Raw genomic sequence first — 14,100 nt, 5'->3', positions numbered from 1 at the left:
CGAAAATAATAAAAATATAAATACGCCGGCAAGTGATTCAGATGCAACTGAATTTAATATTTTTGATTTAATGAATAAAATTCTCCGGCACACGCATCGCTATTACACCCTGTTTGTCATAGTCGCCTTATCGCTCTCATTTTACCCATTCTACTATGCCTTTTCCAGAAATGAGCGCGGCTACGGTGTCTTAAACCGGTTGCGAAAAATCAATAGCATGATGATCAGTGTCTTCACCGGCATCTTTTTCAGCTTCGAATACGAGGAGCCGTTCAATCACCGGCAAACCTATATCTACTGCGCAAATCATACCTCAAATCTGGATATTATGATCATGTGCATCCTGGCCCGGGGCAGATTTCATTTTATGGGAAAGCAGGAGCTGCTAAACAATCCAGTGCTCCGCATTTTCTTTGAAACGATCGATGTGCCGGTCGACCGCGACAGCAAAATGTCATCTTTCCGGGCGTTTAAAAGGGTGGGCGACAACCTCGATAAAGGGATGAGCCTCATCATCTTTCCTGAGGGAAAGATCGACGACCATTATCCACCCGTTCTGCTTCCCTTCAAAAACGGGCCGTTCAGACTCGCTATTGAGAAGAATGTAGCCATTGTACCGGTCTCGCTGATCGGCGTCTGGCAGAAAATGTGGGACGACGGATCAAGGTTTGGAAGCAAGCCTGGCCTGTGCCGTATTTATGTTCACAAGCCTGTTGCCACTAAAGATTTGAACATAGATGATTCAGATACGCTAAAAGACCGTATTTTTGAAACTATAAACAGTAAACTTCTCCAATAATGAATATCGACAAGCAAACCATCCACAAAGTCGCCGATCTGGCCAGGATAGAGATAGAAGATCATCAGGTCGATACGCTGATCAGCGAAATGAACAAGATTCTGACCTTTATGGAAAAGCTTAACGAATTGGATACTACTGGCGTAGAACCACTGATTTATATGAATCATGAAGAGAATGTCTGGCGGGAAGACGTAGTGAAGCAGGAAGTAACCACTTCGCAAGGGCTTAGGAACGCAGCCTTGCATAACGAAAGCTTTTTTATGGTCCCCAAAATCATAGAAAAATAGGAACAGATGTAACAACGGCCTGCAGCAGGGTGTCTAAAAAGAAAAATCATGAGCGAAGCGTTAATTACCATTAAAGACATTGGCCGTAAATATGTAATCGGGGCGGAGGTTATCCACGCACTGAAGTCCGTTTCGCTTGAGATCTTTAAAGGTGAGTTTGTTGCGCTTATGGGACCTTCAGGTTCAGGAAAATCTACCCTTATGAACATTCTCGGATGTCTCGATACACCCAGTAAAGGTGAATATATACTGAACGGTATCAATGTGAGCCAGATGTCAGACGATAAGCTTGCGGAAGTGCGGAACCAGGAAATTGGGTTTGTATTTCAAACGTTCAACCTTTTGCCAAGATCCAGTTCACTGGATAATGTTGCCCTTCCGCTCATCTATGCCGGGGTTGGTAAAAGCGACCGCGAGCGTCGTGCCAGGCAGGCACTGGAAAACGTGGGGCTTGGAAACCGCGTAATGCACAAGCCAAATGAGCTTTCTGGCGGACAACGCCAGCGTGTTGCCGTAGCCAGGGCCTTGATCAATAATCCTTCCATCATTCTGGCCGATGAACCGACGGGTAACCTGGACACGAAGACATCCATCGAAATCATGGGGCTTCTGGAAGAGATCCATAGCAAAGGCAATACCATCATACTCGTTACGCACGAAGAAGACATTGCACAGCATGCTCACCGCATTGTTCGCATGAGGGATGGTCTGATCGAGAAAGACTATTTAAATACCGATGTAAAAGCGGTATCTCCAAGGCTTGCTGAACTAAAGAGCAAGGGTAACGATTTCGAGAAAATTGTCTAATTTTCCGTCTTAATCATTACGGATGAAGATTTACACGAAAACAGGTGATAAGGGACTTACTTCCCTTATAGGCGGTACCCGTGTCCCAAAATACGATCTGCGTATCGAAAGTTACGGCACGGTCGACGAGCTCAATTCACATCTTGGCCTTATCATGAGTCATGCCGCGGCCAATCCTTACAAGGAAATGCTTAAGCACATTCAGGACAGGCTGTTTACCATAGGTGCCTGTCTGGCGGCCGATCCTGATAAATCCAAAATGAAGATTCCGGACCTTACCGCCGCTGACATTACACTGCTCGAGACGGAGATCGATGAGATGAATCTGGAACTTCCCGACCTGACTCATTTTATTCTCCCCGGCGGCTCAACGGCAGGCGCCCAATGCCATGTAGCCCGCTGCGTTTGCCGGAGGGCCGAGCGACTTGTTGTCCACCTCGCCTCCGAAAGTTACGTAGATCAAAAGGTTGTGATCTACCTAAACAGGCTAAGTGATTACCTCTTTGTTCTGTCACGGAAAATCAATTTTGACGGGGATTTTAAGGAAGATATCTGGATTCCGCGTTCCTGAGCGTTATCATACAAAACCCGTTGTGAATAGTGGAAAAAAAAGTTTGTTTTCGTCAGGTTTTTTAATATACTTTTGCGAATTATTGTAGAACAACTTAAATAACATTAAGAATATGTATTGGACACTAGAACTCGCATCGCATTTGGAAGACGCTCCATGGCCAGCAACGAAAGACGAATTAATCGATTACGGTATCAGATCGGGAGCACCCGTAGAAGTAATCGAAAATCTTCAGGCACTCGAAGATGATGGTGAACCATATGAAACAATCGAAGAGATCTGGCCAGATTATCCAACCAAAGACGATTTCTTCTTCAACGAAGACGAATATTAAGATTGTACCAATCTCAAATAAAAACCCCGCTGCCAAACAGCGGGGTTTTTATTTTGGAACGAAGATTGTTTATGTATTGTCATGAAGTAATAAGCTTCTTACATCTATCTAAAAACATAAACTTAAAAATTAAACGTTATGGGAAATCTACTTTATTTAATTGCGGTAATCTTGGTAATCATTTGGGCGATTAGCTTTTTCGGTAATTTCTATACAGGAGGAATCATCCACATTCTTTTAGTTATTGCAGTGATTGCCGTAATATTACGAATTATCAGAAGTGCGGCTTAGTCGGTATTTCAGATACAAAAAGGGGCTTTTATATTAAAAGCCCCTTTTTTTTAGATAAATATCAGCGATCTCCAAATCCTCTGGATAGGTGATTTTGATATTTTCCCGCTCTCCTTCCGCGATATGGATGGCGTGGCCACAATGTTCAGCTACAGTGGCATCATCCGTAAACTTCTCCTCGTACGGAATATTATAGCAGTCTTTATGCGTCTCCACAATAAATGTTTGTGGCGTCTGTACTAAAATGAAATCATTCCTGTTCACCGCAAGGCTTCCTTCAGCCTCATCCAGTTTTCTGAGCGAGTCTGTAGGAGAGACGGCAACTACACAATTACCTTTTTTCTCCGCCTGTTTATAAGACCTGAGTATGAGTTCCGGCGATACAAGCGGTCTTACGGCATCGTGAATAGCTACCACACCCTGTTCCAGGATATGAGCCAGGCCATTTTTAACCGAGTGGAACCTCGTTTCACCACCCTCCACAACCTTATGCGGAATGTCGAAATGGTGAAGACGGCATAGCTCTGCCCAATAGTGATGCTGATGTCTATTTAGTACAACTATTATCTCTGGACTAAGTGTGCACTTATAAAAGGCCTGAATCGTATACATCATCACAGGTCGGCCCCTCAGCAACAAAAACTGTTTGGCAACCTTGCTCTGCATACGGCTTCCAGATCCACCGGCAACTATAATAGCGAAATATTTCATTGACTTGTTTAAACCGGTAATCTCGCTTCAAACGAATACCTATATAATCAGCATCGCATCGCCATAGCTATAAAAGCGATATTTTTCTTTAACGGCAATTTCGTAAGCGTTCATTACATGCTCATATCCACCAAAGGCACTTACCATCATCAGCAGCGTCGATTCAGGCGTATGAAAATTGGTGATCATGGAATTGGCAATACTGAAATCGTAAGGCGGGAATATGAACTTACTTGTCCAGTCATTTGCAGCTTTAAGTGTCCTGTTAGAAGAAACAGCAGATTCTATGGCACGCATGGAGGTTGTACCAACTGCGCAAACTTTTCTCTTTTCTTCAATAGCTTTATTAACAATATCTGCATCGCGCTGTTCAATGATGAACTGCTCTGAGTCCATCTTGTGTTTGGTAAGATCTTCTACTTCAACAGACCTGAAAGTACCCAAACCCACATGCAAAGTTACTTCTGCAAAGTCAACACCTTTCAGTTCAAGCCTCTTCATAAGCTCCCTGCTGAAATGCAATCCGGCGGTAGGAGCAGCAACTGCACCCTCATGTTTCGCAAAGATCGTCTGATAGCGCTCTTTATCCTGAGCGGTTGCCTTACGCTTAATATATTTTGGAAGCGGGGTCTCTCCAAGTATCTCAATGTTCTTCCTGAATTCCTCATCAGTACCGTCAAAAAGGAAACGGATGGTACGTCCTCTCGAGGTCGTATTATCTACCACTTCAGCAACAAGCAGGTCATCATCGCCAAAGTAAAGCTTGTTACCTACACGAATTTTACGCGCCGGATCAACCAAAACGTCCCATAAGCGAAGCTCGCGGTTCAGCTCGCGTAACAGGAAAACCTCAATAGTAGCGCCTGTTTTTTCCTTGTTGCCATAAAGTCTGGCCGGAAACACCTTGGTGTTGTTCAGGATCATTACATCTTTATCATCGAAATACTCTAAAACATCTTTGAAAATCCGGTGTTCAATTTTGCCACTATCTTTATGCAGAACCATTAATCGCGCTTCATCTCTCTGTTCAGATGGATTGTTTGCAACTAACGACTCAGGTAAATTAAACTTAAATTGAGATAATTTCATATTTTTCTGATGTAATAATTTAGGGCGCAAATTTACTAATATAATTTTTATAAACCTAGTTGAGCAATTTTTAAGTTAAAGTGATCCAGCTGTAACCTTTTTGGGTACATTTGATCTAAATCCTGATGATGATAATTTTTAGACTGATTGCCGAGAGTTTCCGTTTTGCAGCTGATGCCCTACGCCAGAATAAGCTGCGCACCATGCTATCGCTTTTAGGCATCACCATAGGCATTTTTGCCATTATTTTCGTTTTCTCGGCGGCCGACACGTTCAGAAGTAAGCTTCAGGAAAGTATAGATAAGTTAGGTTCCAAAACAATCTTTATCCAAAAGTGGCCATGGGGTGGATTTGGCGACTATCCATGGTGGAAGTATGTTAACCGTCCCGAACCCTCTCTCCGGGATTATGATCTGCTAAAAGAAAGATTAACCTATGCCCAGGGGGTTTCCTACGAAATCTACGCAAACGAGCGCACCGTCAAATACCGCGTAAATGCTGTGGAGGGCGCCGGACTGAGGGCGGTTTCGCAGGACTTTAACAAAACCTGGAACCTGGAATTTCAGGAAGGCAGGTATTTTACCGAGAACGAGGGTAGGGCCGGTTCGCCGGTAGTGCTCATTGGCGCTGCACTCGCAGAAGGCTTGTTCAACGGTCAGCCAGCCATAGGCAAAAAGGTCTCGGTCATGGGAAGAAAAATGTCGGTGGTAGGCGTATTTAAAAAGGAGGGGGAAGACATGATGGGCATGTCACAGGACAAGAATATCATTATGCCGCTTAATTTAGCGCGCGGTATGATGGATGTAGAAAGCGGCCGTTACGACCCCACCATTACAGTAAGAGGCTATGATCACATCGCACTCGAAGAAGTGGAAAGTGAGCTGAGAGGAGCTATGCGCTCCATCAGAAAGATCAGGCCGGGACAGGACGACGACTTTGCGCTCAACAAAAGTACCATCGCCTCCGATCAGCTCGATACGATGTTTGGGGTGGTCGACCTTGCCGGATGGATCATCGGGGGCTTTTCTATACTCGTGGGCGGCTTCGGCATCGCCAATATCATGTTTGTTTCTGTAAAGGAACGTACCAACATCATTGGTATACAAAAGTCCCTGGGTGCCAAAAACTACTTTATCCTGCTTCAGTTTCTGTTTGAAGCCATTGCACTATGTCTTTTAGGTGGGCTACTTGGCTTATTGCTCGTATATATCGGTACGCTGATCGCTGGCTCCTTCGGATTTGAGATGGTATTGTTTATGTCGAACATTATTCTGGGAATAGGTGTATCAGTGATCATCGGAGTTATCTCAGGTTTTTGGCCAGCATATTCAGCCTCCCGTCTCGACCCCGTCGAAGCCATTAGATCATAACCGCCAACCAGATCATGGGATAAAACATAAAAAGCCGGATATTTTATCAATATCCGGCTTTCGTTATCATTTGATAAGTGTCTTACGACAACTTCACTAAAGCATCTTTAATTCTTGATACCGCTTTTCTTAGCTGGTCTTCAGACGCTGCATAAGAAATCCTGATGCAGTCTTCATTACCGAAAGCTTCGCCGGTTACGGTCGAAACATGAGCCTCATTCAGGATGTATAAACACAGGTCTTCCGCATTGTTGATTACCGTATCGCCATTCCTTCTCCCGAAATAAGACTTAATCTCCGGGAAGAAGTAAAACGCACCGTCAGGAAGATTAACCTTAACGCCGGGAATCTCTTTAAGCAGGGCGTAAACAATGTCTCTGCGTTTTTTAAATTCTGCAACCATCTCCTTTACAGAATCTAAGCCACCCTGGTAACCAGCCAAAGCAGCACGCTGCGCGATTGAAGAGGTACCCGAAGTGATCTGGCCCTGCAATTTATCACAAGCAGAAGCGATCTCTTTGTTGGCCGCCATATAGCCCACACGCCATCCGGTCATGGCGTACGACTTAGAGAAGCCGTTGATCAGTATCACACGGTCTTTCACACTGTCGAATTCAGCAATAGAAGCATGCTGGCCGACAAAATTGATGTGCTCATAAATCTCGTCCGATATAATGTAAATATTCGGATATTTCTCAAAAACCTCTACCAGTGCAGCAAGTTCTTCTTTGCTGTATACCGAACCGGTCGGATTACATGGCGAAGAAAACATGAACAGCTTGGTTTTAGGTGTTATTGCAGCTTCAAGTTGGTCGGCAGTGATTTTAAACTCATTCTCCACAGTTGCGTTGATAAACACCGTCTCGCCCTCCGCCAGCTTGATCATTTCTGAATACGATACCCAGTAAGGCGTAGGAACGATCACTTCATCACCCGGATCTACCAGGCAGAGAACTGCATTTGCAAGCGATTGCTTGGCACCGGTCGATACAACAATCTGCTCAGGAGAATAGGTAAGGTTATTCTCGTTTAATAGTTTTTCAGTAACCGCTTTTCTCAAATCAGCGTATCCCGATACCGGAGTATAATATGAGTAGTTTTCATCTATGGCTTTTTTGGCTGCCTCCTTTACAAAGTCAGGCGTATAAAAATCAGGCTCCCCGAAACTCAGGTTAATAACATCTATCCCTTTGGCGGATAGCTCTCTGCCCAGCTTAGCCATTTTAATGGTTTGCGACTCAGACAGGTTGTTGATTCTTTTAGATAAAAATGTCATAATTGGTGGTGAATAGCAATAAAATTTGTGCGGACACAAAGATATGAACCTCACCGGATTATGAACTAAAAAAAATACTTTTAATGGAATGCGCGCCTTAAACAGTATTTTTGAACACCAAATCGAGAACATTGCATCCTAGAAAGACAGCCATTCTTATTGCCTTGTCCATCAGTTTTTTACTGATGCTGGCCAAGTTTGGGGCCTATCTGATCACGCATTCCAATGCCATTCTTACAGATGCAGCCGAAAGCATCGTCAATGTCATCGCCAGTGCCTTCGCCTTTTACAGCATCTATCTCGCCACCAGACCAAAAGATAACAACCACCCGTATGGCCACGGCAAAATTGAATTTTTCTCAGCCTTTCTGGAAGGCGTGCTTATTACCGCGGCCGGTGTCATTATTTTGCTTAAATCGGGGGCCGATCTGATCTATCCGAAAACACTGGAAAATCTGCTGGAGGGTGCGATCATTATCGGAGCCACTGGTATCATCAATCTGTTTACCGGCCTATATCTGATCAAAGCAGGAAAAACACACAGGTCCATTACCCTCGAAGCAGACGGCAAACACCTTTTTACGGATGCCATAACCAGCGCAGGACTTGTTGGCGGCATCATATTGATCAAGGTTACGGGACTAACATGGCTGGATTCCGTGATATCTATTTTGCTTGCCGGTTATATCATTCATAACGGTTACAAACTTATCCGCCGTTCTGTCGGCGGCCTTATGGACGAGAGTAACCAGGAAGTTGTCAAAGATGTTATCGCTATTCTGCAGCATAACAGGCGCGATCCCTGGATCGATATACACAATCTGAGGGCGCAGCAGTATGGCGCCGATCTGCATATCGACTGCCATATTACATTGCCTTATTATTTTGAACTCACACAGGTTCACCGCGAGATATCCGAGATAGATCAGACCATTAACGGCACCGCGCCGCACAAGACCGAGCTGTTTATACACGCCGATCCTTGTCTGCCTGAGTGCTGCCATTACTGCCATATGAAAGAATGTCCGGTACGCCGCGAGCCCTTCCGCGAGGAGATTGTATGGACCATTGAGAATGCTACCAAGAACCAAAAACATTTTGATCAATGAGTTACTTTAACGTACGGGTATATGGCGTGCTGATCAACGAGGAGAACCAGGTTCTGATCAGCGACGAGCAGTCGGGCGACAGGACCTTCAGTAAGTTCCCCGGCGGTGGCGTAGAACTTGGAGAAGGTCTGCTGGAAGCGCTTAAGCGGGAATTTATAGAGGAATGCGAAGTTGAGGTAGAAGTGCTTAGCCACCTGTATACCACCGATTTTTACGAGAAGTCGTCATTCAACGACAGCCAGATCCTGAGTATCTATTACCTGGTAAAACCTGTTACACCGCTCAACCTTTCCTTTAAGACCCAGGTGTACGATTTCGACGAAGGAAAGCTGCAATCCTTCAGATGGGTTGCCCTGGAGAAGCTGAGCATGAGCGATGTAACATTCCGTACCGATCAGCGCGTTGTGGAGGTCATACTAATGCAGAACGAACAAATAAAAAATACCCTACATGAATTTAACCGAAAGGGATAGTAAAGTTATGTGGCATCCATACACCCAAATGAAGGATGCACTGCCGCATATCGGCATTGTACGTGGCGAAGGATGCTATTTATACGATGATGCGGGGCAACGCTATATCGACGCGGTTTCCAGCTGGTGGGTGAATATTCACGGTCACGCACACCCGCACATCGCAGCTAAAGTGGCCGAACAGCTTAAAACGCTCGAACATGTGATCTTCGCCGGATTCACCCATGAGCCGGCTGTACAGTTGGCCGAACGGCTCCTGCCGCTGCTGCCAGGCCAGCAAGAGAAGGTATTTTACAGCGACAATGGTTCTACAGCTGTGGAAGTCGCCCTGAAAATGTGCCTTCAATATTGGGTGAACGGGGGCAAGCCACGCACTAAAATACTTGCATTTCGGGAAGCATATCATGGCGACACCTTTGGGGCCATGTCTGTAAGCGGACGCAGCATGTTTACCGAGCCATTTAATTCCCTGTTGTTTGATGTAGAGTTCCTGGATTTGCCTAGCGCAGCAAATATCAGCCAGCTAAGATCTCGAATCAATTACCTGTCGAACGAAGTTGCCTGTTTTATCTTTGAACCCATGGTATTGGGAACGGCAGGCATGCGTATGTACGACGCGGCCTATCTTGATGAACTGATCGAAAGCTGCCAGTCGCACGGTATTTTAACCATAGCCGATGAAGTGATGACTGGTTTTGGTCGCACAGGCAAATACTTCTCCTGCGAAGCCTTAAAAACCGCGCCCGATATATATTGCCTTTCCAAAGGACTTACCGGAGGTACCATGCCGATGGGTATTACGACCTGCAACGACAAGATATATCAGGCCTTTTACAGCACCGATAAGCTTAAAACGCTGTATCATGGCCATTCCTTTACGGCCAACCCGGTCGCCTGCGCGGCTTCACTGGCCAGCCTGGACATCCTTGAGCGGGAGGAAACCATGGACAACATCAGACGGATCGAGAAACAGCATAGCCAGTTTGCCGCCAAAATAGCGGGTCATCCCAAATTGAAAGACGTACGCCAAGCGGGAACTATACTGGCTATAGAATGGGAGGCAGGGGAAGATGCATCTTACCTCAGCGGACTACGCAACCGGCTCTATAATTTCTTCCTCGAACGTGGAATTATCATGAGGCCCCTGGGAAATATCATTTATATTTTACCACCTTATGTCATCAGTAACGACGATCTGGACTATATTTACAGCGCAATATCAGCAGCATTAACCGAAATTGACTATGCAAATTAAACCCATACTGGAACATATAGTGAACGATAACCTTTTGCATGCCAAATGGTTAAATACCCTTTCATTCATGGAAAATGCAGGTGCAAAAAAGATTTCCGCATCTGAGCACAAGGAAAGCGTGCATCTCATTATCCTCAAGCATGCTGCAGAGGAGCACAGGCATGCTTACTATCTTAAAAAACAAATAGACAAACTGGGTGCAAATCTCTTTCAGACCTATACCAACGAAGAATTGCTCACACCAGATCACACCAAATACTATCTCAACGCACTTGATATCGCCGCTTGTCGTTACCTGAAAAAGGAGTTCAACCTAAGCGGCTACGAGTTAAAGTTTGCCGCCTATCTTTTTGTAACCTATGTGATCGAAGTAAGGGCAGACGAACTGTATCCCATCTATCAGGAAGTGCTCAGCAACGCAAAAAGCAGGGTAAACGTTAAGTCGATTATCCTTGAAGAAGAAGGTCACCTGGAAGAAATGATCAAACAACTGGAAGAATTCTCACCAGAATGGCAAAAGCATGCAGCAGAGATCATTCGCATAGAACAGGAAATGTTCGAAGGCTGGATGAGCAACCTTGGCCGACAGATCGCTTAGACAGCCACCACATCTTTCGCGGTAATGGCATAAAACCGGTCGCCCGTTTCAGGTTTGATCAGGAACAGCCCTGTAAACACACTAAATGCCGGTAGAACAGCACAGTGACTGCTGAAATAAAAACAAGGAAACCTCAGTCGCTGCCTTGCCCTGCCATGAAGCACGACCCCCGGATGGATGTGCCCGGATATATTAAAATACGCATCAGACACCGTTGGCTTGTCGTGGATAAACCGAAACGGGGCCAGCAATAGCTCTTTATGGTAGATTTCAATATCAAGGCCCTCATATTCCGAGTCGCTCAGTCGGTCATGGTTGCCTTTTATCAGCACAACCTTCAACTCGGGATACTTGCTTCTCCATTCGCGAAAAACCTCCACGTCGCTGTTCAGATGATTATGAAACATATCACCTGTCACCAAAAGCGTGGCCGGCTCAAACTCCCTGATCAGGGATGCCAGGCGCTTCAGATCAGATGTGCCCACCAAATCTGGCACCGGTACACCAGATTTACGGAAATGTGCCGACTTGCCCACATGAAGATCGCTAATGATCAGCATGCGCTCCCGAGGCCAGAAAATCGCCCGCTCTTTACTTAATATCAGTTGTTCGCCATTGCAGTCAATGGTCATTTTTCCTTCTTGCATTCTTCTTCTCCGCCTCAGCAGTCATCCTCACGATGCGCTGACTTAACTCCTCCGAACTCATATTGTCGCGCAAACTGTCAACCTTGATCGGGAAACACAAAGGTGTGTACCTGTCGGTCCGTACAATAACAATCTCGCTGGCCTGTATCCTGTGTAAAGCCGCAGCAAGCCTTGGTTCTTCAATTTGCTGGTAAAAGGCTTCATCATAAGCCTGGCGCAATAATAAGTTATGTTTATCATAATCGCTAAACACGTTGAAAAATAATGCGGCAGACGACTGCAGGTGCTTATTGGCCACATACTTCCCAGGATATCCCTGAAATACCAGACCCGATATGCAGGCAATGTCCCGGAACTTCCTCCGGGCCATTTCTGTAGCGTTAATGCTCGAAACAATATCGTCCGCAAGGTTCACCGGACTAAAAATGCTTTTCACATTGGCTTCATCTAGCGGAATGGGCTGTTCACTCAACAGCTCAAAACCATAGTCGTTCATCGCAATAGAAAACGTGATCGGTTTAATTTTGGCCAGCCGGTAAGCAATCAGCGCAGCCATGATCTCATGTACCTGCCGCCCTTCAAACGGATATCCAAAAAAGTGGAAACCGTCGCGTGTTTCGATCATTTCAATCAAAAATTCATTGTGCTTAGGTACGTGCGACACCCTGGCCTGCCGTTCAAACAGAGGTAGGATAAAGTCCAGTTCCTCGTCACCATGCTTTTTATCCAGCGTTTCATTGTATTTTTTGCGTAGCACGCTGCCCAGATTGGCCGTAAGCGAAATCCGCCCGCCCATCCAGCTTGGGTTTATCGCCTGTTTCTGCTTGCTCTTCTTCACAATCACCATCATGTCTTTGATCATGATGAATTCCAGTACACGCCCCGCCAGGGTAAAACTATTGCCCGGTTTCATTTTTGAGATAAAAGACTCCTCAATCATGCCAATAAAGCCGCCGCTCAGAAATTTAACCTTCATCATCGGATCGCTCACAATCGTACCAATGCTCAACCGGTGCCGCATGGCGATCTGCCGGCTGGTAACTTTCCAGCGGCCCTCTACACGCTCTACTTTGCTGAACTCATTGTAGGCTGTCAGACTGTCGCCGCCGGTGGTAATAAACTGCATGATCCAGTTCCACTCCTCAGGCAGCAGTTCCCTGAAAGCGTAAGTCTGCCGCACCTCATTAAAAATTACCTCGTCGTCAAAGCCGTCGCCCACCGCAAGCGTAACCAGGTACTGTACAAGTGTATCAAACACCATCACCATGGGCTCCCGGCTCTCAATGTTCTGTGTCCGGGCGGCTTCTTTAATCGCCGCCGCCTCCACAAGTTCAAGGGCATGCGTGGGCAGGAAGTAAATCTTGGACGTCTCAAAAGGGGAGTGCCCGCTACGCCCTGCTCGCTGCAGGAAGCGCGCAACGCCCTTCGGTGATCCGATCTGCACCACGGTGTCTACCGGTTTAAAGTCCACACCCAGATCCAGTGAAGAAGTACACACTACCGCTTTCAATATACCCGAATGCAGCGCATCCTCGATCCAGTTGCGCAGTTCATGATCTATCGAACCATGGTGGATGGCCAGCTGGCCCGCCAGGTTCTCATCCGTTGCAAGCAAGGTCTGGTACCACAGCTCTGCCTGACCTCTCGTGTTGGTAAAGATCAGCGTCGTCTTGCTCGCATAGATCACAGGGAGCAGCTTAGGCGCCAGTTTATGGCCCAGGTGACCAGCCCAGGGCAGCATGTCAATATGATCGGGCAGGATGGATTTGATCGTAATTTTCTTCTCGATATCGGCGGTCACAATCACCTTCAGCAAATCCGCATAGGGAACCAGCACATCCAGGGCCTGTTCCATATTCCCGATGGTTGCCGATATACCCCATATGCGAAGCAATCTTTCCGGGTGCTGCTCATACAAAAGTCCCTTGATCCTCGATATCGCCAGCTCAGCCATCACGCCGCGTTTGCTGCCAATCAGCTCATGCCACTCGTCGGCCACAATACATTGGAGCTCACTGAAATAATTAAGGGTACTTTTTTGAGCGAGGAGCAAATGCATGCTTTCCGGCGTGATGATCAACACATCCGGCATCTGTTTCTTCTGTTTCAGCTTTTCACTCTGTGCCGTGTCGCCATTGCGTACGCCTACCGACCAGCCCAGTTCCATCTCATTACATACCACCGTCATGGCCCGTGCCAAGTCTTTAGCCAGCGAGCGCAAAGGCGTAATCCAGATCAGTTTTAAGCCGCCCGTATGTTTTTTTGTGCCGGCCGAAGCCCGCCTGTTCATTTCATCAATCACCACCGCAAGAAAGAGCGAGTATGTTTTTCCGAAACCGGTTGGGGCGTTCACCAGCCCGCTGTAGCCTTCCGCGTAGTACTGCCAGGCATCCGTCTGAAATTTAAAAGGCTTTCTGCGGTCGCTTTTCAGCCATTTTATTACCTGTTTGTAACCCTTACTTGTCTCTATATCCATAAAA

General features: G+C 46.2%; 16 protein-coding genes. 11 read left to right on the top strand and 5 right to left on the bottom strand.

The window, feature by feature from the left end:
* Window positions 1-70 precede the first annotated feature (70 nt).
* The 6 genes from QEP07_RS03090 to QEP07_RS03065 all read left to right on the top strand — a co-directional run bounded on the left by QEP07_RS03090 (window position 71) and on the right by QEP07_RS03065 (window position 3,092).
* A complete protein-coding gene (locus QEP07_RS03090) occupies window positions 71-799 on the top strand; it encodes a lysophospholipid acyltransferase family protein (RefSeq protein ID WP_285008476.1) in 729 nt (242 codons plus the stop codon).
* Complete coding sequence (gatC, locus tag QEP07_RS03085; protein ID WP_256005559.1) at window positions 799-1,089, top strand: Asp-tRNA(Asn)/Glu-tRNA(Gln) amidotransferase subunit GatC; 291 nt, start codon at window positions 799-801, stop codon at window positions 1,087-1,089. Before QEP07_RS03090 ends, gatC begins: the two co-directional genes overlap by 1 nt.
* A 48-nt stretch (window positions 1,090-1,137) precedes the next feature.
* Complete coding sequence (locus QEP07_RS03080) at window positions 1,138-1,896, top strand: ABC transporter ATP-binding protein (protein WP_256005560.1); 759 nt, start codon at window positions 1,138-1,140, stop codon at window positions 1,894-1,896.
* 22 nt (window positions 1,897-1,918) lie between these two features.
* Window positions 1,919-2,467, top strand: coding sequence for a cob(I)yrinic acid a,c-diamide adenosyltransferase (locus tag QEP07_RS03075; protein ID WP_285008475.1), 549 nt, complete (start codon window positions 1,919-1,921; stop codon window positions 2,465-2,467).
* Window positions 2,468-2,579: 112 nt separating this feature from the next.
* Entirely contained in the window at window positions 2,580-2,801 is a 222-nt protein-coding gene (locus QEP07_RS03070) for a DUF2795 domain-containing protein (protein ID WP_008240955.1), read from the top strand.
* 138 nt (window positions 2,802-2,939) lie between these two features.
* The gene (locus QEP07_RS03065; RefSeq protein ID WP_256005567.1) at window positions 2,940-3,092 is read left to right on the top strand and encodes a lmo0937 family membrane protein; all 153 of its coding nucleotides are present in this window, start codon (window positions 2,940-2,942) and stop codon (window positions 3,090-3,092) included.
* A 33-nt stretch (window positions 3,093-3,125) separates the two neighbouring features.
* Here QEP07_RS03065 and QEP07_RS03060 read toward each other — a convergent pair whose 3' ends face one another.
* Window positions 3,126-3,803: a 2-C-methyl-D-erythritol 4-phosphate cytidylyltransferase gene (locus QEP07_RS03060; protein WP_285008474.1), complete on the bottom strand. Its 678-nt coding sequence runs from the start codon at window positions 3,801-3,803 to the stop codon at window positions 3,126-3,128.
* A gap of 39 nt (window positions 3,804-3,842) precedes the next feature.
* Complete coding sequence (gene queA / locus QEP07_RS03055) at window positions 3,843-4,892, bottom strand: tRNA preQ1(34) S-adenosylmethionine ribosyltransferase-isomerase QueA (protein ID WP_256005571.1); 1,050 nt, start codon at window positions 4,890-4,892, stop codon at window positions 3,843-3,845.
* Window positions 4,893-5,020: 128 nt separating this feature from the next.
* On the opposite strand from queA, the gene QEP07_RS03050 reads away from it, so the two are divergent.
* Complete coding sequence (locus QEP07_RS03050) at window positions 5,021-6,262, top strand: ABC transporter permease (protein ID WP_285010722.1); 1,242 nt, start codon at window positions 5,021-5,023, stop codon at window positions 6,260-6,262.
* A gap of 82 nt (window positions 6,263-6,344) precedes the next feature.
* Here the strand turns inward: QEP07_RS03050 and QEP07_RS03045 are convergent, their stop codons facing one another.
* Window positions 6,345-7,538: a pyridoxal phosphate-dependent aminotransferase gene (locus tag QEP07_RS03045; protein ID WP_285008473.1), complete on the bottom strand. Its 1,194-nt coding sequence runs from the start codon at window positions 7,536-7,538 to the stop codon at window positions 6,345-6,347.
* Window positions 7,539-7,669: 131 nt separating this feature from the next.
* Here QEP07_RS03045 and QEP07_RS03040 point away from each other — a divergent pair, with 131 nt between their 5' ends.
* Genes QEP07_RS03040 through QEP07_RS03025 form a run of 4 tightly spaced genes read left to right on the top strand, consistent with a single transcriptional unit; the run spans window position 7,670 to window position 10,973 of the window.
* Window positions 7,670-8,647 carry a cation diffusion facilitator family transporter gene (locus QEP07_RS03040; RefSeq protein ID WP_285010721.1) on the top strand — a complete coding sequence of 326 codons (978 nt, stop codon included), beginning with the start codon at window positions 7,670-7,672 and terminating at the stop codon, window positions 8,645-8,647.
* Window positions 8,644-9,120 (top strand): NUDIX domain-containing protein, encoded by a 477-nt coding sequence (locus QEP07_RS03035; protein WP_285008472.1) that lies wholly within the window; start codon window positions 8,644-8,646, stop codon window positions 9,118-9,120. Before QEP07_RS03040 ends, QEP07_RS03035 begins: the two co-directional genes overlap by 4 nt.
* Window positions 9,098-10,375 (top strand): adenosylmethionine--8-amino-7-oxononanoate transaminase, encoded by a 1,278-nt coding sequence (bioA, locus tag QEP07_RS03030; RefSeq protein WP_285008471.1) that lies wholly within the window; start codon window positions 9,098-9,100, stop codon window positions 10,373-10,375. The genes QEP07_RS03035 and bioA overlap by 23 nt, the downstream gene beginning before the upstream one ends.
* Complete coding sequence (locus QEP07_RS03025) at window positions 10,365-10,973, top strand: hypothetical protein (RefSeq protein ID WP_256005580.1); 609 nt, start codon at window positions 10,365-10,367, stop codon at window positions 10,971-10,973. Before bioA ends, QEP07_RS03025 begins: the two co-directional genes overlap by 11 nt.
* Here QEP07_RS03025 and pdeM read toward each other — a convergent pair.
* Window positions 10,970-11,620 (bottom strand): ligase-associated DNA damage response endonuclease PdeM, encoded by a 651-nt coding sequence (gene pdeM / locus QEP07_RS03020; protein ID WP_285008470.1) that lies wholly within the window; start codon window positions 11,618-11,620, stop codon window positions 10,970-10,972. The two genes, QEP07_RS03025 and pdeM, sit on opposite strands and share 4 nt — an antisense overlap.
* Complete coding sequence (locus QEP07_RS03015; RefSeq protein ID WP_285008469.1) at window positions 11,595-14,096, bottom strand: ligase-associated DNA damage response DEXH box helicase; 2,502 nt, start codon at window positions 14,094-14,096, stop codon at window positions 11,595-11,597. Before QEP07_RS03015 ends, pdeM begins: the two co-directional genes overlap by 26 nt.
* Window positions 14,097-14,100 lie beyond the last annotated feature (4 nt).

Source organism: Pedobacter faecalis (genome assembly GCF_030182585.1).
GTDB classification, from domain to species: domain Bacteria; phylum Bacteroidota; class Bacteroidia; order Sphingobacteriales; family Sphingobacteriaceae; genus Pedobacter; species Pedobacter faecalis.
The sequence above is the reverse complement of the archived record's forward strand: the minus strand, read 5'-3'. Positions and strand labels throughout refer to the sequence as shown.

Coding starts and splice junctions, on each gene's coding strand:
- QEP07_RS03015 (WP_285008469.1), bottom strand. CDS start 14,096: ATGGATATAGAGACAAGTAAGGGTTACAAACAGGTAATAAAATGGCTG.
- QEP07_RS03070 (WP_008240955.1), top strand. CDS start 2,580: ATGTATTGGACACTAGAACTCGCATCGCATTTGGAAGACGCTCCATGG.
- queA (WP_256005571.1), bottom strand. CDS start 4,892: ATGAAATTATCTCAATTTAAGTTTAATTTACCTGAGTCGTTAGTTGCA.
- gatC (WP_256005559.1), top strand. CDS start 799: ATGAATATCGACAAGCAAACCATCCACAAAGTCGCCGATCTGGCCAGG.
- pdeM (WP_285008470.1), bottom strand. CDS start 11,620: ATGCAAGAAGGAAAAATGACCATTGACTGCAATGGCGAACAACTGATA.
- QEP07_RS03050 (WP_285010722.1), top strand. CDS start 5,021: ATGATAATTTTTAGACTGATTGCCGAGAGTTTCCGTTTTGCAGCTGAT.
- QEP07_RS03075 (WP_285008475.1), top strand. CDS start 1,919: ATGAAGATTTACACGAAAACAGGTGATAAGGGACTTACTTCCCTTATA.
- QEP07_RS03065 (WP_256005567.1), top strand. CDS start 2,940: ATGGGAAATCTACTTTATTTAATTGCGGTAATCTTGGTAATCATTTGG.
- QEP07_RS03090 (WP_285008476.1), top strand. CDS start 71: ATGAATAAAATTCTCCGGCACACGCATCGCTATTACACCCTGTTTGTC.
- bioA (WP_285008471.1), top strand. CDS start 9,098: ATGAATTTAACCGAAAGGGATAGTAAAGTTATGTGGCATCCATACACC.
- QEP07_RS03045 (WP_285008473.1), bottom strand. CDS start 7,538: ATGACATTTTTATCTAAAAGAATCAACAACCTGTCTGAGTCGCAAACC.
- QEP07_RS03035 (WP_285008472.1), top strand. CDS start 8,644: ATGAGTTACTTTAACGTACGGGTATATGGCGTGCTGATCAACGAGGAG.
- QEP07_RS03025 (WP_256005580.1), top strand. CDS start 10,365: ATGCAAATTAAACCCATACTGGAACATATAGTGAACGATAACCTTTTG.
- QEP07_RS03060 (WP_285008474.1), bottom strand. CDS start 3,803: ATGAAATATTTCGCTATTATAGTTGCCGGTGGATCTGGAAGCCGTATG.
- QEP07_RS03080 (WP_256005560.1), top strand. CDS start 1,138: ATGAGCGAAGCGTTAATTACCATTAAAGACATTGGCCGTAAATATGTA.